This is a genomic window from Staphylococcus piscifermentans (genome assembly GCF_900186985.1).
GTDB classification, from domain to species: domain Bacteria; phylum Bacillota; class Bacilli; order Staphylococcales; family Staphylococcaceae; genus Staphylococcus; species Staphylococcus piscifermentans.
Map to the genome: position 1 here is coordinate 180364 of NZ_LT906447.1, position 20209 is coordinate 200572.

Annotated in this window: 19 protein-coding genes; 14 read left to right on the forward strand and 5 right to left on the reverse strand. The window is 33.9% G+C overall.

Annotated features, from left to right (window positions below; genetic code table 11):
- The first annotated feature begins 11 nt into the window (after positions 1-11).
- The 3 genes from CKV71_RS00760 to CKV71_RS00770 are packed head-to-tail and all read left to right on the forward strand — an operon-like array spanning position 12 to position 3397.
- Complete coding sequence (locus CKV71_RS00760; protein WP_095102797.1) at positions 12-1268, forward strand: extracellular solute-binding protein; 1257 nt, start codon at positions 12-14, stop codon at positions 1266-1268.
- A 19-nt stretch (positions 1269-1287) separates the two neighbouring features.
- Entirely contained in the window at positions 1288-2556 is a 1269-nt protein-coding gene (locus CKV71_RS00765; protein ID WP_095102799.1) for a sugar ABC transporter permease, read from the forward strand.
- 1 nt (position 2557) lies between these two features.
- A complete protein-coding gene (locus tag CKV71_RS00770) occupies positions 2558-3397 on the forward strand; it encodes a sugar ABC transporter permease (RefSeq protein ID WP_095102801.1) in 840 nt (279 codons plus the stop codon).
- Between the two features lie 68 nt (positions 3398-3465).
- Here CKV71_RS00770 and CKV71_RS00775 read toward each other — a convergent pair whose 3' ends face one another.
- Positions 3466-5124: a glycoside hydrolase family 13 protein gene (locus CKV71_RS00775; protein WP_095102803.1), complete on the reverse strand. Its 1659-nt coding sequence runs from the start codon at positions 5122-5124 to the stop codon at positions 3466-3468.
- Between the two features lie 364 nt (positions 5125-5488).
- On the opposite strand from CKV71_RS00775, the gene CKV71_RS00780 reads away from it, so the two are divergent.
- From CKV71_RS00780 to CKV71_RS00800, 5 genes are all read left to right on the forward strand, one after another.
- Complete coding sequence (locus CKV71_RS00780) at positions 5489-6481, forward strand: LacI family DNA-binding transcriptional regulator (protein ID WP_095102805.1); 993 nt, start codon at positions 5489-5491, stop codon at positions 6479-6481.
- A 264-nt stretch (positions 6482-6745) separates the two neighbouring features.
- Entirely contained in the window at positions 6746-8041 is a 1296-nt protein-coding gene (locus CKV71_RS00785; protein ID WP_231917655.1) for an SLC45 family MFS transporter, read from the forward strand.
- 21 nt (positions 8042-8062) lie between these two features.
- Positions 8063-9136 carry a Gfo/Idh/MocA family protein gene (locus CKV71_RS00790; RefSeq protein WP_095102809.1) on the forward strand — a complete coding sequence of 358 codons (1074 nt, stop codon included), beginning with the start codon at positions 8063-8065 and terminating at the stop codon, positions 9134-9136.
- 34 nt (positions 9137-9170) lie between these two features.
- Positions 9171-10211, forward strand: a complete 1041-nt coding sequence (locus tag CKV71_RS00795; RefSeq protein WP_095102811.1) for a Gfo/Idh/MocA family protein — start codon at positions 9171-9173, stop codon at positions 10209-10211.
- 17 nt (positions 10212-10228) lie between these two features.
- Positions 10229-11197, forward strand: coding sequence for a sugar phosphate isomerase/epimerase family protein (locus CKV71_RS00800; RefSeq protein WP_095102813.1), 969 nt, complete (start codon positions 10229-10231; stop codon positions 11195-11197).
- A gap of 79 nt (positions 11198-11276) precedes the next feature.
- On the opposite strand, the gene CKV71_RS00805 is transcribed toward CKV71_RS00800, so the two are convergent.
- Positions 11277-12206, reverse strand: coding sequence for a mechanosensitive ion channel family protein (locus CKV71_RS00805; protein ID WP_095102815.1), 930 nt, complete (start codon positions 12204-12206; stop codon positions 11277-11279).
- A gap of 168 nt (positions 12207-12374) precedes the next feature.
- Positions 12375-12533, reverse strand: a complete 159-nt coding sequence (locus CKV71_RS12300; protein ID WP_157738559.1) for a hypothetical protein — start codon at positions 12531-12533, stop codon at positions 12375-12377.
- A 299-nt stretch (positions 12534-12832) separates the two neighbouring features.
- Here CKV71_RS12300 and CKV71_RS00810 point away from each other — a divergent pair, with 299 nt between their 5' ends.
- A complete protein-coding gene (locus CKV71_RS00810; protein ID WP_157738560.1) occupies positions 12833-13780 on the forward strand; it encodes a dynamin family protein in 948 nt (315 codons plus the stop codon).
- A 64-nt stretch (positions 13781-13844) separates the two neighbouring features.
- Here the strand turns inward: CKV71_RS00810 and CKV71_RS00815 are convergent, their stop codons facing one another.
- On the reverse strand, positions 13845-14210 hold the full coding sequence (locus CKV71_RS00815) for a DUF4870 domain-containing protein (protein ID WP_095102819.1): 366 nt from the start codon (positions 14208-14210) through the stop codon (positions 13845-13847).
- Positions 14211-14430: 220 nt separating this feature from the next.
- Here CKV71_RS00815 and CKV71_RS00820 point away from each other — a divergent pair, with 220 nt between their 5' ends.
- The 5 genes from CKV71_RS00820 (at position 14431) to CKV71_RS12765 (ending at position 18638) form a co-directional block, all read left to right on the forward strand.
- Entirely contained in the window at positions 14431-15387 is a 957-nt protein-coding gene (locus CKV71_RS00820) for a helix-turn-helix transcriptional regulator (protein ID WP_095102821.1), read from the forward strand.
- Positions 15388-15453: 66 nt separating this feature from the next.
- Positions 15454-15609 carry a hypothetical protein gene (locus CKV71_RS12305; RefSeq protein WP_157738561.1) on the forward strand — a complete coding sequence of 52 codons (156 nt, stop codon included), beginning with the start codon at positions 15454-15456 and terminating at the stop codon, positions 15607-15609.
- A gap of 263 nt (positions 15610-15872) precedes the next feature.
- Positions 15873-16652, forward strand: a complete 780-nt coding sequence (locus tag CKV71_RS00825) for an EcsC family protein (protein ID WP_095102823.1) — start codon at positions 15873-15875, stop codon at positions 16650-16652.
- A 285-nt stretch (positions 16653-16937) separates the two neighbouring features.
- On the forward strand, positions 16938-18524 hold the full coding sequence (locus CKV71_RS00830) for a BCCT family transporter (RefSeq protein ID WP_095102825.1): 1587 nt from the start codon (positions 16938-16940) through the stop codon (positions 18522-18524).
- A gap of 18 nt (positions 18525-18542) precedes the next feature.
- Positions 18543-18638, forward strand: a complete 96-nt coding sequence (locus tag CKV71_RS12765; RefSeq protein WP_095102827.1) for a putative holin-like toxin — start codon at positions 18543-18545, stop codon at positions 18636-18638.
- Positions 18639-18862: 224 nt separating this feature from the next.
- Here CKV71_RS12765 and CKV71_RS00840 read toward each other — a convergent pair whose 3' ends face one another.
- On the reverse strand, positions 18863-20104 hold the full coding sequence (locus tag CKV71_RS00840; protein WP_095102829.1) for a hypothetical protein: 1242 nt from the start codon (positions 20102-20104) through the stop codon (positions 18863-18865).
- Positions 20105-20209: the final 105 nt, after the last annotated feature.

Here is a 20209-nt window from a genome sequence, read left to right on the forward strand (position 1 = left end):
AGGACACAACTATGAATAAAATTATTAAAGCTATAGCATTTTTAATAATAACGGTTGTCTTGCTAAGCGCATGTGGTCCAAATCGTACACAAAAAGATATTGATCAAGCACTTAAAAGTGATGAAAGTAAGACAAAACCTGATCAATTAACTATGTGGGTAGATGGTGACAAACAAATTGCTTTTTATAAAAAAATTACAGCTGCTTATACTAAAAAAACTGGGATTAAAGTTAAGTTGGTGAATGTGGGACAAAATGATCAGTTAGAAAACATCTCTTTGGACGCTCCTGCTGGGAAAGGTCCAGATTTATTTTTCTTAGCACACGATAATACTGGAAGTGCATACTTACAAGGTCTTGCAGCGGAATTAAAGTTTTCGGATAAAGAATTGCAAGGCTTCAATAAAGATGCGTTGCGCGCTTTGAATTACGATAATAAACAACTCGCATTACCATCTATAGTAGAAACAACTGCACTTTTCTATAATAAAAAATATCTAAAAGAAGCTCCGCAAACATTAAAAGAAGTAGAAGCAAATGCTGAAAAATATACAAATCATGAAAAAAAGCAATATGGGTTTTTATTTGATGCTAAAAACTTTTATTTCAACTATCCATTCTTATTTAATAACGATGATTATATTTTTAAAAAAAATGGCGATAAGTATGATGTAAATAAACTAGGATTGAATAGTAAAGACGTAGTTAAAAATGGTGAAAGGTTACAGCAATGGTATAAAAAAGGTTATTTACCAAAAGCTGCTACACATGATGTGATGATTGGATTATTCAAAGATGGAAAAGTTGGTCAATTTGTAACTGGACCTTGGAATTTGAATGAATACCAAGAAGTTTTAGGAAAAGATTTAGGTGTAACTACTTTACCTACAGATCATGGTGAAAAAATGAAACCATTTCTTGGTGTAAGAGGATGGTATTTATCTGAATATAGTAAATCTAAATATTGGGCTAAAGATTTAATGTTATATATCACAAGCAAAGATACATTACAGAAATATACTAATGAAATGAGCGAAATTACAGGTCGTACAGATGTGAAATCATCAAACCCGAATTTGAAAGTATTTGAAGAACAAGCCAAAAATGCTGAACCAATGCCAAACATTCCAGAGATGCAACAAGTTTGGGAACCAATGGGTAATGCAAGCATCTTTATTTCTAATGGTAAAAATCCTAAAGAATCATTAGACGAAGCAACAGAAGATATAAGACAAAATATAGAAATTCTACATCCAGAAGACAAGTAATAATGAAAGGAGCACTAACATGAAAAAACGTAACCCTAAACTTGCTGCATTACTTTCTGTTATTCCTGGCTTAGGACAGTTTTATAATAAACGTCCAATCAAAGGAGCAATATTCTTAGTATTTTTCATTAGTTTTATTTCAGTTTTTTATCAATTCTTTAACGTCGGGTTTTGGGGGCTGTTTACATTAGGGACAGTACCTAAACTTGATGACTCACGTGTATTATTAGCTCAGGGTATCATATCTATGCTGTTAATCGCTTTTGCAATATTGCTTTATATTGTAAATATCGTAGATGCATATAAAAATGCGATACGCTACAACCGAAATGAAGAAATAAAGGATCCTAAAGCAAGACGTATCGCAACTTGGGATAAAACTTTCCCATATCTACTCATCTCACCTGGAACATTCTTACTAGTATTTGTAGTTGTATTTCCTTTGATATTTATGGGGTTTGTAGCTTTTACAAACTATAATTTATACAATTCTCCACCTAGACATACATTGGAATGGGTTGGATTAGATAACTTCAAAACATTATTTACAATTGGCATTTGGAGAAAAACTTTCTTCAGTGTAATTACATGGACAATTGTTTGGACATTGGTTGCTACAACCTTACAAATTGCTTTGGGATTATTTTTAGCAATTATCGTTAATCATCCTGTAGTAAAATTTAAAAAGTTAATCCGAACTGTTTTAATTTTACCGTGGGCAGTTCCAGCTTTTGTAACAATCTTAATCTTTGCGGCAATATTTAATGATGAATTTGGTGCAATTAACACTGATATTTTGCAACCATTATTTGGAATAGCACCAGCATGGCTTAATGACCCGTTCTGGACTAAAATAGCGTTGATTGCTATTCAAGTATGGCTAGGCTTTCCATTTGTATTTGCATTGTTTACAGGAGTATTGCAAAGTATATCTCCTGACTGGTATGAAGCGGCTGATATGGATGGTGCGTCAAGTTGGCAAAAATTCAAAAATATTACGTTCCCACATGTCATTTTTGCAACGGCACCGTTGTTGATAATGCAATATGCTGGAAACTTTAACAACTTTAACCTTATTTACTTATTTAATAAAGGTGGACCGCCTGTACCTGGACAAAATGCTGGTAGCACAGACATTTTGATTTCATGGGTTTATAACTTAACATTTGAATTCAATAACTTTAACATGGGTGCTGTGGTTTCCCTCATTATTGGTTTTATCGTAGCAATTGTTGCTTTCTTACAATTTAGACGCACGAGTACATTTAAAGATGAGGGAGGAATTTAACATGAATAAGAAAAAAACAGTTTTAAAAGCAATAGGAATCTATGGATTTATTGCATTGATGTTTGTTATTATTCTATATCCATTACTATGGACGTTTGGTATATCATTGAACCCAGGCACAAATTTATATGGGGCAAAAATGATACCTGATAACGCGACATTTAAAAATTATATTTATTTACTAACAGATCCGAGCAGTCAATATTTAACTTGGTATAAAAATACATTGATAGTAGCTTCAGCTAATGCTTTATTCAGTGTTGTATTTGTAACATTAACTTCCTATGCGTTTTCTAGATATCGTTTCGTAGGACGTAAGTATGGTTTGATTACATTTTTAATCCTACAAATGTTTCCTGTATTAATGGCTATGGTAGCGATTTACATCTTATTAAATACAGTTGGGTTATTAGATTCATTATTTGGTTTAACTTTGGTTTATATTGGTGGGTCAATTCCTATGAATGCTTTTTTGGTTAAAGGGTACTTTGATACAATCCCTAAAGAGTTGGATGAATCAGCTAAGATTGATGGTGCGGGACATATGCGTATATTTTTACAAATTATGCTTCCATTAGCAAAACCAATTCTTGCAGTAGTTGCACTTTTCAATTTTATGGGTCCTTTCATGGACTTTATTTTGCCAAAAATTTTGCTGAGAAGTCCTGAGAAATTCACATTGGCTGTGGGGTTATTCAATTTCATTAATGATAAGTATGCGAATAATTTCACTGTATTTGCGGCAGGGGCAATGATGATTGCAGTTCCGATTGCTATCGTATTCTTGTTCCTACAAAAATATCTAGTTTCTGGCTTAACAGCAGGAGCTACAAAAGGATAAATGGAATAATAAAAAATAGCCGATTACATCTCTTTTTGAGAATGTAATCGGCTTAAATTCTTTTAATATCAAAGTGATATAACGAATGTTTCAAATGGTTTTATTTCTGATAGGTTAATTTCTGTATCATAATTGTGTAATTTAATGTTATCAAATTGAACATCTAAAGATGTATTCAATTTAGCTGTTTCATCAGTTAGATTACCAACAATTAAGACTTTTTTATCTCCTAGAGTACGAGTATATGCAAAAACTTTTGAGTTTTCTGCATCAACAAGATTGAATTCGCCATAAGTATAAATATCATCTGATTTTTTTAATTGAATTAAATCTTTGTAGAATTGAAGAATAGAGTTAGGATCTGCTTCTTGTTGTTCAACATTAATTTCTGTGTAATTTGGATTTACTGGGAACCATGGGTCGACTTCAGAAAATCCTGCATAAGCACTATTATTCCATTGCATTGGAGTACGTGAATTATCTCTATTTTCCATTCTATGTTTCTCTAACAATGCTTCTGTATCGCCGCCGTCTTCTTTAACTATACGGTATTCATTTTTAACAGAGACATCGTTAAATTGTTCGATACTTGTGAAAGGAAAATTAGTCATTCCAATTTCTTGTCCTTGATAAATAAATGGTGTGCCTTGTTGTAAAAAGTATACAGCTGCATGACTAGTAGCTGATTCATACCAATACTTGTCGTCATTTCCCCAAGTAGATACACGGCGTGGTTGGTCATGGTTTTCAATAAACAAAGCATTCCATCCAGTATTTTCCAATTCCTTTTGCCAACGGTTCAATACATTTTTATAAGACTGGACATCGAATTGAGATTCTCCTGTATTCCACAAACCTAAATGTTCGAATTGGAATATCATATTAAATTTACCATTTTTTCTTCCCACCCATTCATCAGCATTGTATGGGTTTACACCATTTGCTTCACCGACAGTCATAATATCATATTTACTCAACGATTCATCTTTTACTTGTTGAAGCCAATCTTGAAGACCTGGTTGGTTAGTAGCCGCATCATATACTGGCGCATATTTTTTATCTTCTGGAATTGATAAATCACCCATTTCAAATGTTTTCTTTACGTGAGTAATTGCGTCTACTCGGAACCCATCAATTCCTTTGTCAAACCACCAATTCATCATGTCAATAACAGCTTGACGTACCTCTGGATTTTCCCAATTTAAATCTGGTTGTTTTTTACTGAATAAATGGAAGTAGTATTGACCTGTTTTTTCATCAAATTCCCAAGTTGACCCATTAAAAATACTTTCCCAGTTATTAGGTTCTGAACCATCCTCTTTAGGATCAGCCCAGAAATACCAGTCACGTTTAGGATTATCTAAACTAGAGCGGGATTCAATAAACCATGGGTGTTCATCTGAAGTATGATTAACTACAAGATCTAAAATTAATTTCATACCTTTATCATGAACTTTTTCAAGCAACTCATCAAAATCTTCCATAGTTCCGAATTCTTTCATAATGGCATGATAGTCACTGATATCATAGCCGTTATCATCATTTGGAGATGCATACATGGGACTTAACCAAATTACATCTATTCCTAAATCTTTTAAGTAGTCTAATTTTTCGATTAATCCACGTAAATCTCCGATACCATCATTATTTGAATCATTAAAACTACGAGGATAAACTTGGTATGCAACAGCTTCTTTCCACCACTGTTTGTCTTTTACTTCGGTCATTGATATTCTCTCCTTTTATTTAACTATTCTTGCTGTGTTAATAAATGATTTTTAAACAATTAGAAATATCTATAAGAGTTTTTGGTGATATACTTTACAATTTTGCCACCAAATGTAATCGATTACATTTAAAATATAGCAAGTTTTTTCGGTTTTGTAAACGATTACATAAAAGACTAGTTTTAGTATATAATGTAAGTAATTCACTTTGCCTCGAAAAAGTATCAATAATAAAACTTGACATGCAATATAAGGGGACATATTAATAAATAAGAATATTGATATAAGGATAAAGTGATACGAATGACAATTTTCTCAAATAACTACTAAATAAATATTTATGTTATTCAAGGGGGATCAAAAAATGACAAATGTAAAAGACGTAGCGAGATTAGCGGAAGTATCTACAGCGACTGTCTCAAGAGTTTTAACGAATACAGGAAATGTATCGGAGAAAAATAGAAATAAAGTTTTGGATGCTGTAGAAAAATTAAAATATCATCCAAACAGTATCGGTCGACAATTAAGAAAAATGGAAACTAAAACAATTCTAGTAGTGGTGCCTGATATTACAAACTCTTTCTTTTCTAATATCTTGAGAGGTATTGAATATACTGCAGGGGAAAAAGGTTACCAAGTTTTATTAGGCGATGCACAAAATAAAAAAGCAGATGATTATTTTAAATATTTATATGAAAAACAAGTAGATGGTATTATCCTACTCACTTCAAAATTAAGTATTGAAAATTTAAAAGATATTTATAAAAATTTCCCAGTAGTTTTAGCATGTGAAACAATAGCTGAACTAGATATTCCAACAGTTTCAATTAATAATATTGAAGCAGCAGAAGTTGTAACAGAATATCTTATTAATTTAGGTCATAAGAATATTATGCACGTAACAGGACCGTTGGATGGAATACTGGGGAAGAACCGTTTACAAGGTTTTGAAAATATGATGAAGAAACACCAATTAATAAACGGAGAAGATTCTTTCAAGGAAGGAGATTTCTCTTTAGAATCAGGATACAAGATAGGTAAAGAAATTTTAGAGATGAAAGATAAGCCTACAGCTATATTTGCAGCAAATGATGAAATGGCTATAGGAATAATAAAGACATTTAAAAGATATAATGTAAAGGTTCCGGAAGATATTTCTATCGTAGGATTCGATAATATCAAATTAGCAGAAATTGTTGATCCTGAATTAACTACTTATTCACAACCTAATTATCAAATAGGGGAAAAAGCAATGGAATTATTATTAAATATATTAGAAAATTCCGAGCTGAATTCTAATACTATAGTATTAGATGGAGAACTGATTGAAAGAGATTCAAGCATGGCAAAACAATAATGTAATCGTTTACAAATGATATTGCATGTGCTAACATCAAAATGTAAACGATTACATTTGATGAGAGACAGCATTACATATAGAAAATGATTTCACATCAACAGCCTTTGGAGTAATCGTTTACTTCATAGGCTGTTTATTTTTGGGAGGGATATTATGAAAAGTGTGACAGATTTAACGAATGTGCCGGAAGAAAAAACAGAAGAGGAAACGTTAGCTGACAAACTAAATTTGCCGATACTTAAGAAAAGTATAATTTTCGCTATGACATTTGGTTTCTTCGGCGTTAATATGGCTTTTTCACTGCAATCAGCTATGATGGCTAGAATTTTCCAAACACTAGGAGCTAATCCTAATAAGTTAGGATGGTTCTTTATTTTACCACCTTTAGCGGGATTAATAATACAACCATTAATTGGTTATTATTCTGATCGTACGTGGACAAGATATGGTCGGAGAATGCCTTATTTATTAGTAGCAGGCCCAATAGGAGCAATTACTCTTGTAATGCTTCCTAATGCAGGATCATTCGGATTTGGATACGCTTCTTTAGCAGCATTGCTTTTTGGTGCTATCATGACTCTTTTTATGGACTTGACTGCAAACGCTTGCATGCAGCCTTATAAAATGGTTATCGGGGATATGGTTCCTGAAAAACAAAGAGACATGGCTTGGTCATGGCAACAAATTTTCTCTAATTTAGGAGGAATTATCGCAACGCTTTTACCATTCTTATTAACTCTTTGGGGTGTAGCCAATGTAGCACCTAAAGGTGAGGTGCCGTTAACAGTTAAAATTGCGTATTACATTGCAGCGGCTGTACTTTTAATTTCTACAATTTGGACAGTACGTTCAGTTAATGAATACAACCCTAAACAACATGCATATTATCATGGAATTGACGAAAAAAGAGACCGCAAAAACTCATTGAATCTATGGCAACTACTTAAAAAAGCACCTAAGCAATTCTGGCAAATTGCATTAGTAGAATTCTTTATTTGGTTCGCCATTATGTATCTGTGGACTTACACGCCTGGTGCAATTGCACACAATGTGTGGGGCACTTCAGATCCTTCTTCAGCAGGTTATCAAGAAGCAGGGAATTGGTACGGTGTCTTAACAGGGGTACAGTTTGTTGCTTCTATCTTATTTGGTATTGTTGCAGCTTATGCTAAACCACATCAAAGAAAAATGTTACTTCGTTTCGGTTTGATTATGGGTGCAATTGGTTTTATTTCTATTTTCTTTATTCATTCACAATGGTTGTTGATTTTATCATTCGTCTTAATCGGTATTAATAACCTTACAATGAATACACAAGTATTTACTTTACTAACTGAAAATATAGATGGAAATAATGCAGGAGCATATTTAGGTTTGTTTAACTGTGCAATCTGTTTACCACAAATTATTGCATCACTTGCGAGTTTCGCATTATTCCCATTGTTTGGAGAATCAATGCCAAATATGTTGTTATTTGCTGGCGTGATGTTGTTTATTGCAGCAGCGTGTGTTGGATTTATTGATTCAAAATATAAAAAACCAGAAACTAATGCTTAGAAAAAGAAAAGGAGAATTGCTATGAGTTTAAATGTAGGAATTATTGGTTGTGGAGGTATTGCGAATGGCAAACATTTGCCAAGTTTATCTAAATTAGATGATGTTGATATAGTTGCTTTTTGCGACATTGATGTTGAAAAAGCTGAGTTAGCAGCTGAAAGTTATGGAACAGAAAATGCGAAAGTATATAAAGACTACAAAAAATTATTAAAAGATTCTTCGATTGATGTGATTCATGTATGCACACCTAATAATTCTCATAAAGATATTACAGTTGATGCGTTAGATGCAGGCAAACATGTAATGTGCGAAAAACCGATGGCTAAAACTGCTAAAGATGCACAACAAATGATTGATGCAGCTGAAAGAAATAACAAAAAATTGACAATTGGTTATCAGAATCGGTTCAGAGCAGATAGTCAACACTTACACAAAATGACGGAACGTGGTGATTTAGGTGATATCTATTATGGTAAAGCTCAAGCAATCCGTAGAAGAGCAGTTCCTACATGGGGTGTATTCTTGGACGAAGAAAAGCAAGGTGGCGGACCATTAATTGATATTGGGACACACGCTTTAGACTTAACCCTATGGATGATGAATAACTATGAACCAGAATCAGTCATGGGCTCTACTTTCCATAAATTAGGAAAAAAGGAAAATGCCGCTAATGCATGGGGGCCTTGGGATCCTAATAAATTTAAAGTTGAAGATTCTGCATTCGGTTTCATTAAAATGAAAAACGGAGCAACAATTGTTTTAGAATCTAGCTGGGCTTTAAATAGTCTGGATGTAGATGAAGCTAAATGTTCGCTTTCAGGAACTGAAGGCGGTGCTGATATGAAAGATGGTTTAAGAATTAATGGTGAAGATTTAGGAGAACTTTATACTTCTAAAATTGAACTTGATAATCCGGGAGTAGACTTTTATGAAGGCGACAAAGTAGATGAAGCTGTTGAAGAAGCGCGTGCTTGGATTGATAGTATCATTAACGATACAGAAGTAGTGGTTAAACCTAAAGAAGCATTAGTGGTTACTGAAATATTAGAAGCGATTTATGAATCAGCTAAAACAGGGAAAGCAGTCTATTTATAAAAATATAAATAGATTGAAGTCAGAAGGTGTATTAATGACTCAAAAATTAAGAGTAGGCATTATTGGTTGCGGGGGTATTGCACAAGGCAGACATATTCCTAATTTGAAAAAGTTAAGTGGAAGTGCAGAAATTACAGGTTTGTACGATATAAATCAAGAACTTGCCAATAAGGTTGCTGCAGAATATGAAATCGATTTTGTTGCTCATGATATGGATGAATTATGGGATAAAGTAGATGCAGTAGTAATTTGTACTCCAAATAAATTTCATGCTGAAATGAGTATTGCCGCATTAAAAGCAGGAGTTCATGTTTTTTGTGAGAAGCCCATGGCCATGAACGCAAAAGAATGTGACCAAATGATAGCAGCAGCGAAAGAATCGGATAAACTGCTAGCTATTGGATATCATTATAGGTTTACAGAAGCGGCCACTACAGCCAAAAAAGCAATTGAAGAAGGGGTAGTTGGAGTTCCACTAGTGACAAGGGTACAAGCTATGCGTCGAAGAAAAGTTCCGGGATGGGGCGTTTTCACTAATAGAGAATTGCAAGGTGGCGGCAGTTTGATTGATTATGGCTGCCATTTATTGGACTTGTCAATGTGGTTATTAAATAATGCTAAACCTGTAGAAGTAACGGGACGAACTTATAATAGACTCAGCAAAATGCCTAATCAAATCAATGATTGGGGAGCTATTGATAGTGAAACATTTGATGTGGATGACCATGTAACTAGTTATATTACATTTGAAGATGGTGCATCGCTTCAATTTGAATGTTCATGGTCAGCAAATATTAAAGAAGATGGAATGCATTTAAGTATTTCAGGTGTTGATGGCGGTTTAAACTTATATCCGTTTGAAATATACCAACCACGATTTGGGACATTCTTTAATGAACAAGCAAATGTAGCTCATGATGAAGAACAAGCAGCTCAGCGCCAAACAATGAACTTTGTTAATAGCTGTTTAGGAAAAGAAGAGCTAGTTGTACAACCAGAACAAGCAAGACAAATCAATGTATTGATTGATGCAATTTATGAAAGTGATCAAGAACGACGTAGTATTCAATTATAAAGAGAGGATGGTTTTATATGAAAGTCGGAGTATTCACAGTATTGTTTTATGATAGAAATTTTGAAGAAATGTTAGATTATGTTGCAGATGCAGGATTGAAAATGGTAGAAATCGGTACAGGAGGCAATCCTGGGGATAAATTCTGTAACTTAGATGAAATGCTTGAAAGTGAAGATAAGCGTAAAGAATTTTTAGATAAGATTCATAGCAGAGGATTAGAAATCAGTGGTTATAGCTGTCATAATAATCCTATTTCACCTGATTCAGAGAAGGCGCAGGAAGCGGATGAAACTTTGCGTAAAACAATAGAATTAGCAGCATTAACAAATGTTCCAGTAGTTAATACATTCTCAGGAGTTGCTGGTTCAGATGAAACGGCCAAACATCCAAATTGGCCAGTTACACCTTGGCCAACTACTTATTCTAATACTTACAATTGGCAATGGGAGGAAAAATTAATTCCATATTGGAAAGATTTAGCAGAATTTGCTAAAGAAAAAGATGTTAAAATTGCTATCGAATTACATGCAGGCTTCTTAGTTCATACACCATACACATTATTAAAACTGCGTAAAGCAACTAATGAATACATTGGTGCTAACCTTGATCCGAGTCATTTATGGTGGCAAGGTATTGATCCGGTTGCCGCAATTAGAATTTTAGGACGTGAGAATGCAATTCATCATTTCCATGCTAAAGACACTTATATCAATCAAGAAAATGTAAATATGTATGGATTAACAGACATGCAACCGTATGCTGATGTTGCGACACGTGCATGGACATTCCGTACAGTAGGCTATGGACACAGCCCGCATTTATGGGGAGATATCATTAGTACATTAAGAATTAATGGTTATGACTATGTTGTAAGTATTGAACATGAAGACCCAATTATGTCTGTTGAAGAAGGATTCCAAAAAGCAGCCCAAACATTGAATTCAGTGAATATTGGTGAAAAACCAGTTGATGTATGGTGGGCATAGTTATTTAAATGAATAGAGTTGAAAGGAACACCTCAAAAGCTCACGCTTCTAAGGTGTTCCTTCTATTATTATAAAACAATTATTTCTCTTTCGGCCACTCCAAAATATCCAATCGTATTTTTTCTCCAATAAGTTCAATATTATTATCTCTTGTCAGATACGGTAGTATTTTTTCATTCAAATCAGATTTAACGGTACTTCCATCTGAGTAGTAAGCGGGGAAGTAGCAACTTATGACAATCATATCGTTCTCTACGAGCAACTTAGTTTTGGCTTCGAGAGAGCCTTTGAAGAGAGAAATTTCCGCTTCTATCTCACTCAATTTTTCCACTGAATAGTTTCCTTTAAATTCCTCAACATAGTCAGCCAACACTTTATCGCATACGCGTTTCGCACTTTGCCAATCGCTATCCACGGTCAAATGATAATTGACTTCGTGCCAATTAATCTGAGTCAAGTTTGCATAATTGATTAGTGACTTTTCCAGCAAGACATGATTCGGAATGTTAATAACTTTCCCAGTAGGCGACTCGGTTGATAGCCCGGCTGCACGTTCTGCCAATTTAAAATGCAACGGTGAAATCTTAATCACGTCCCCAATGTGCCCATCTATTTCTACACGGTCGTACAAGCGAAAGAGCCGCTTATTTAATAGAAGCACCCATGCCACAAGTTCTACAGCTAACTTCTTCACAGAAAAAACCACGAGCGCCGCAAATAGTAAGACAATCACCATTAATGAATTCATCGCATTAATCCAAGTAGCGGATAGTAAGATAATCGCAATGACGATGATACTGTTCTTAATAGATTTACGTAAAAACCGATAAATCTTAAGGTCAGAGGCATACTTCTTTAAAAAACGTTGGATAATGAGATGTATCCAAATGGAAATTAAAATAATTAAGACGGTGAAGATAACTTTATGAGAAAGATTCGACGGATCATTGAAGCTGCTTTCGATATTTTTAAATAACGAGTGGATGAAATGCTTAATTTGTTCGTCCATACTGATACGCTCCTTTCTGCAGATTCTGGGATAGAAACATGCAATTTACAATTAAACGAAGTATATCAGATGGTGAAATATTATACAAAATAATCCTCTTGGTGTATAAGCTAAGTAATCAATGAAAAAAGCACTTCCTCAAATAAAACGAGGAAGTGCTTTAACTCATTAATAAATAATTCTATTGATTTTTAAGTCCTTGATGTCGAAAATTTTAGGATTATGTTTGACCCCGTAATAATATAAATTCTTCGCAATACTTTGCGCGAGTCGATTGTCATAATGTTTTCCTTTATAAACGATTTCAAATTTGTCGAGTCCAAGCATTCTGTCCATCTCCTTAATCATATTAGGTTTATTTTATGCACGAGAAAGATGTGAGAAACGTTTCATTTTAGAATTCGACCATCTTAAGAACACATTAAGTCTATCCAATATTTGTTGTTATAGATATTGTCTCACTAATAGTTTTAATTAGTGTTATGTAAGTTTATGAATAATGTTAAGTTGGTCACTAAAATTTTATTTGTTATTAATAATTTTATATTGTCCTGTGGACATTATTTGACCAGGTAGAATGTTAAGTTGGATTAGTAGATTGCAGTTTGTAAATGGAGGGGAAATTCATGAAAGATTATAAAGCAGAGTACGTTAAGGATAAAAACGAAATTATAAATGCTATTGAGGTTTTATTAGAGTATGTGCAACAAAATAAATCAGAATTGAAATCGCTAGAAAATATCTCTGAAGTTGAAAGAATTAAAGAAGATTTTTCAAGAAAAGAATTTGAAATTGTGGTAACAGGTGAAAGTGGAGTCGGGAAATCTACATTCATTAATATGCTGGTGAATCGAAATATCCTGCCGAAAAAGCCAACAAAAGTAATGACTTATATCAAACATTCTAATCTTACGCATGGAGTTGAAGGTACAAAACTTCATTTGAAAAATGGAGAAACAAATACAATCAATAATGAAAAATTAAATAGATTGAGTGAAAAAGATTTAAGCGAAGTTGAATACTTGGAAATCTTTCTAGACTCAAAATTTTTGAAAGATGGTGTCGTTGTTGTAGATACACCTAGTATTGCAACACTCAGTGGAAGTCAAAAAGAAATTGTTGATACGAAAATCAAGGAAGCAACTGCTCACGTTTTCTTAAGTAGTGCAGAACAAGTTGAGCACAAAGCAGAAGTAGAGTTTGTTCAAAATCAAGACCAAACACTATTTATAGTAAATAAAATAGATCTTATTCGCCCGGAAGAAGAAGAGGAAACTATTGATGCTATTATAATGGATTTTTCACTTAAAACTACTGAAAATCTATTTTTTATGAGCATGCTAAATGATGACCATCCTTTGATAGCAGTTAAGCAGCAATTAGATCAGATAATATTTGGATGCGATAAGTTGCAAACAGAAATTGCTGAAGCATATAAGTTAATTACTCGTCATTATGCTTTGTTAATGAAAGAAAATCTTTTAAAAACAGAAGTAGAATTAGAAAATGAGGCATTTCTTAAGAGAATAGATGATAATATGGATGCGTTGTTTGAAAAGATGAGAAATAATTAAAAGCGAACAGAATAATACAATAAGAAAAGCAAGCCCTCCCAAGGCTTGCTTTATTTATTACATATTATTTGATGATTGTAATTGATAAAGGTACCACATAGTCTTCGCCTTTATTAACAGCAATGATAGCCAAAATAGTATAGACAATACTTGCAATACAAATAGCAATTAAAGGAATAATGCCAATAATAATAAGCGTTAGAATATATGAAACTACGCCGTAAATTGCATAACTAATAGCATAGTTAAAGTAGTTCTTTCCTTGTTGATTAATAAAAGGAGACTCATCTTTCTTCATCAACCAAATAATTAAAGGACCAATGAAACTTGTGAAAAAACTTAACACCCATAATATCATTGCCATTGTGCGATCATCTTTTGGTACATTTTGAAATCTTTGGGGATTTTCAGAACCGTTTTGGAAATCCATATTTCCCACCCTTTCTTTTTTATAAATTGTAATTAGCAATAGTAAGTTTAATACTCTACAAAATGCTCAAAACAATTTTCTCATACATTTATCGTATATGTATAGATAGTCAATTTTTGTCTATATTATGTAGTTTATTTGTATTTACAAAAACTTAAAAATAATTTCAATAAATAGAATGTTATAATTTGATGAAAGATAGATATTGGTGGTGTTAGAAATGACAAAATCTACACAATTACTCGAACTTTATTTGCGCTTTTTAAATGGAGAGCATTTATCTAAAGCAGCGATTAGTCAATATTTTGATAATAAATCAAGCAGAACTATTCAACGCTATATCTCCGGACTTAATGCGTTTATTAGTAGCTACGAGGCAACTGAACATTTAAGTATAGAATATGATCGCCAAATTAATGCTTTTAAAATGATGAATATCGGCAATCAAAATATTGATCAAAAACAAGTGTTAGCTATTATTAAGATGCTGATGGCCACAAGAGGGCTTACTAAGGAAGAAATAGATAATACAGTGGCGCATTTAACTGAACGTTTGAAGCCAGAAGACCGTAAAGTTATTGAACAAGCGATTCTTTCTGAAATGACACACTATCATCCAATGATTCACGAGGCGCCGCTATTAGATAAGATATGGGATATCAACCTCATGATTCAAAATGGAAAGTCGCTTTCATTTGATTATTCAAATGCCATGAACAAGGTAAGGCATCACGTCATTAAACCGATGTACGTCACTTTTTCTGAACTTTACTTTTACGTAGTGGGTGTGAATGAGGAAGAAAAGGTCATTATTTATCGCTTGGACCGAATTCTAGAATATGAGAGTACGAAAAGCCAAATTGCTAAACCGGTTTCTCCATATTTTAAAGAAGGAGAATTGAAGCAGCGCATTTACTTCATGTATGGAGGAGAATGGCAACGTGTAAGATTCGAGTTTAACAACGGGATTATCGAATCAGTGATGGATCGCTTTCCAACTGCGAAATTACTAAAAAAAGACTACGAAAATAACCGCTTTGAAGTAGAAATTGAAGTGATCGGCAATGGAATTGTGATGTGGCTGCTTTCTCAAGGCAGTAAAGTGAAAGTATTATCGCCGCAATCAGTAAAAGAATTATATTTAGACGAGTTAAAAAAGATGATAGATCAATATTGAGTTAGACAAAATTTGTCTAGGGACGTGTGTATGATACAAGTAATCCAAGGCGAGAGGATGATATGCATGTTCAAGTTAACAGACGAACAAAAGAGAAAACTCATCGACATGATATTTGTAATAGAATATGACGAGAGTGAAGATGAAGAAGAAGTCTACCGCGAAATAGAAAATGATTTGAGAGAAGCTTTTAATAAAATTAGACAGCTTTTTTGGGTTTAGAATATAGTAGGAATAGCTTCTGCAGGATGGGAGCTATTCTGTTGATACCTTTTTTAAAGCGTGGCTACGCTCAAAAAATATTTTTTAAAATTATTGAGATAGACAAATAATGACTATCTTAAATTTAGTAAGATATATAGTAAAATAATAGGTAGCAACAAAGTATTAATTTAAAAGATTAAAACTTCGTATATAAATAGTTATTGTTATGTTTTTATGTTTAAGTTATTAAGATGATTTATAAATTTTTGGGGGTTAAAGTGATGAGTAAACAAGAAAAGTTGGCTTTAGATGTAATCGAAAAATCAATGAATCTTCCGTATGTAAAAGTGAATCGCGATGAATTTTTAATTAGAACTTTTCAAGGAAGTAAGCATAGTGCATCAGAAATTTTAGAAAAAGGTCCTTTAGATTTATTTAGTAAAAGTGAATTAGATAAAAAAGCGAATAAGGTAATTAATTCTAATGTATTAAAATCTTCTAGTGCATCGTTTGCTGCTGGAATACCAGGTGGATTTGCTATGGCTGCTACTATACCAGCAGATTTAATACAGTTTTATGGTTTTACACTCAAATTAGCGCAAGAAATTTCATATATTTATGGATATGATAGTCTATTCGATGAAAACGAAGAGTTAACAGATGAAGCTCACGACACTCTAATATTGTATTTAGGTATTATGTTCGGTGTTACTGCAGCAGGATCTTCAATTCGTATAGCATCTCAAAAAGCATCTCAGCAAGCTTTAAAGTCTATTCCAGGAAAAGCACTAACAAAAACTTTCTATTATCCTATATTAAAAAAGGTACTTAAAGTATTTGGAGTTAAGTTAACTAAAGACAGTTTTAGCAAAGCCGTTTCTAAAACAATACCTTTTGTTGGCGGAGCTGTTTCAGGTGGTTTGAATTATGCTTCTATGAAACCTATGGCACGTAGACTAAGAGATGAGTTACGAAAAGATAGAGATAACTATTCTAAAGAAGATTATGAAAATGACTTAAAAATTCTTAATATAACTGAAGATGATTTAATTATCGAGTAATAATATTAAAAACATCGATTCCCCGCGGACTCGATGTTTTTTTGCTTCCCCGCTTCTCCACCTCAAATTGCACCATCTCCATATCTATGTTTAAATTAAGAAAACGCTTCCACAATTCAACACTATATCCAAACACTCAAACCTCACCACACAATTCGATATCAACCGTTGCACCAACTACATTTAGACTTTCTCACAGTCATTACCCAACTCACCCAGATCTTTTTTCACCTAAGTGTCTTAGCATGATGCCAATAAATTAAAGATAGGATGATGTTTTCTGTTATGAAGAGTAAAAGGGAGAAGCATAGAAATATTGTTTATTATACGTCGGTCGCAATTATTTTGTTTGTGACGTTGATTGCGGGTATTTTTCCAAAGTTATTCGGACGATATGCACAGCGTACATATGATGTGATTGCGGGTTCGTTTGGTTGGTTGTTCTTGGTAATTATCTTTGTGTTGGATGTGTTCTTGATTGCGTTGGCGGTTTCGCGTTATGGCCGCTTCAAGCTCGGCGCTGACAATGAGGCGCCGGAATTCTCATTTGTTTCGTGGGTCGGTATGTTGTTCTCTGCTGGCCTGGGTGTCGGGATTGTCTTCTGGGGTGTCGCTGAGCCGCTCACGCATTACTTGCATTCGCCGTTCCCGGATAAAGTGCCGGATCACTCTGCGGAATCTGCACGCGTGGCTATGGGGTATACGTTCTTTCATTGGGGGATTTCGCAATGGTCGATCTTTGCGATGTCTGGACTGACGGTAGCCTACTTCCAATTCCGTAAGCAGCGTAACGGCTTGATTTCGACTGCAATGGAGCCAGTATTCGGGGAGGCTTACAAGCGACCGCTGCGTAATCTCATCGATATCTTGGCTATTATCGCTACGGTTATGGGTATCGCAACTTCCATCGGTCTCGGCATCATGCAAATCGGAGGTGGCTTGCATCACGTCTTCAACTTGCCGAATACTAATGTCACTAAAGTCGCTATTACGATTATCATGGTATGTATCTTCCTCGGTTCTGCGCTTACAGGCCTGAATCGCGGTGTGAAATGGCTGAGTAATATCAACGTCGGTCTTGGGGCAGTCTTACTTATCTTTATTTTGATCTTCGGCGACTTGAAATTTGTTCTAGAATCTTACACGCTCGCTATCGGGGATTATCTGCGTCATTTCATCGAATACAGTCTGCGTGTGAATCCTTATACCGGCGATAACAGTTGGATTCAGAAGTGGACCGTCTTCTACTGGGCCTGGGTCATTGCCTGGTCGCCATTTATCGGCGGATTTGTGGCACGCGTTTCTCGTGGCCGTACTATCCGTGAATTCGTTATCGGAGTGCTGATTATTCCACCGCTTATTTCATTTACGTGGATTGCCGGCTTTGGAGGTACAGCTTTGAAAGTAGCTTTGACTCAGAATACCGGCATCGAGAAAATTGTCGATAAAGATTATTCCGTTGCGCTATTCGAGTTGCTGCAACAATTTCCAATTTCAGATATCACCAGCATCCTGGCTATTGCGCTTATCTTTATTTTCATCGTAACGAGTGCCGACTCTACCACACACATCGTAGCTAGTATGGCCACAGGTGGCGTGGATAATCCGAAAGTGCGCCACAAAGTCATTTGGGGACTATTGATTGGTGCAATCTCCGTAACTATGACCATTGCGGGAGGTCTTACCAGCCTGCAAACCGCTTCGCTCGTGACCGGTCTGCCATTCTCCATCATTCTAGTGCTCATGATCTTCTCCATCATGCGCGCCCTGCGTCGAGAACCCACCGAGCACTTCCAAATGAGCTATATTGAAGATGAAACCGACTATTCCATCCCTTTGGAAAAAAGAGAACGGGAGAGCAAGGAAAAGTAGAAGAGATCAGGGAGCCAAATGACAACATTTGAAGTAATTATAGTCATGATAGCGTTTGGTGAATTTACACTAAACCTAATCACTATAATTATTGAAATTGTTAAAAAAAGATAAAAAAATAAACCATCTCACAACTTTGATATGATTGAGATGGTTTAATTCATCAAATTATGTCACCGTCTTTTAAGCGGTCTCTGAAAGCGTCGTGTGTCCGCGCGGCGCTTTTCTTTACATTTTTATTATCGCATAAGAGAAGGTTAAAAGTACATAAAACTCTTATAGGGTTGTACTTTTGAGTTCAATTTTAGTAATGTAGTACAGAATTAGATAGTTCTTTTTTATTTTTTACTTAATAGAGAGAAAATTTGAGTTAATTCGATATTATTTAGTTTGCTGATTATACGATTATTTTGACTCTGTAGGGTTTGAAAGTTTTGATCAATCGTATATTGCATTTCTATTATTTCTTGGGTATTTTGCTTGATGCTATCGTCAATACTGTCTAATAAGTGTAATTGAACTTCATTTTGTTTTACAATATTTTCTTGGTAATTAATAATCTTATTTCCTATATTGACAATTGAGTTAGATATTTGGTTGAGATTATATTGAGTCTCTTGATGTTTTATCTCTTCATGAGCCCATTTGATTGCTTCTTGCCAGTTTTTTGCGTAACCATTTTGTAAAGCATCAATTAACAGTAAAATATGAGAAGAATCTTGAAATGCTACAGGTACATACTTGTTCATAATAGTATATTCTACATTTACATCTTTTTTATGATTGTTATAAAGATGATGTAATCTACTTTCTACATTCTTATGTTCTTTAATTATTAAATTTTGTTGTTCATAAATACCTATTTCGTTCTTTAGTGTTTCGTCTGAAAAATGCTTATTAAAATCTTCATTTGCTTTTTGTTTTGTAATTTCTAATAATGATGAATAATCTTTATTAAATATTTTAAAAGGAGCTGCTAAGAGTCTCACAAGATAACCTATTATTAATGCACCAATACCGCAAAAAATGCTGGTAAAAATAATATTAGTCCAAAAGCCTCTTTCTACTAATGCCCGCTTACCATAAATAAAATTAACAATTATAAATACTGAAACCAGAATGGACATAGCTATAAACTTTAATAAATCTTTATCAATATTTAGTACACTTTTAAACCATGGAGAGAAAGTGACTGAAATAATTGCAAAAGTTAATGTTGCAATTATTGGGACTCCATATTTAACAGTATAGGTCCTATTTATAAAAAAATCACAGGCTCCAAGGGTCAAATAAAGTGTAATTATTGTGCTTATCAATACCATCCCTAATAGTAATAATAGCTTTGATATTTCTATAGGCGAATTAATTTTCTTAAGGATCGGTGCTATCTTGTTCTGAATAAAATTATTATATAATTCATTTTTCCTTTCCGAATAGTTTTGGTTTAATTCTGATAAAAGTGTCTCTTTTTTCAAATCGTTTTGCTTTAAAAGATTTGTATATTCTTCTTTGGTTGAGCCTTCTTGATTAGTTAATTTTAAAAATGTTAATAAAAAGTCTAATAGTTCAATTCGATTCATTGAATTTAAAACTTCGATTTTATCTTTATCTTTATTTTTATTATCGGAAGGCTAACGAAATCATGTTAAAGTATTCACAATATTGTGAAAATTTAAAGTTTATGA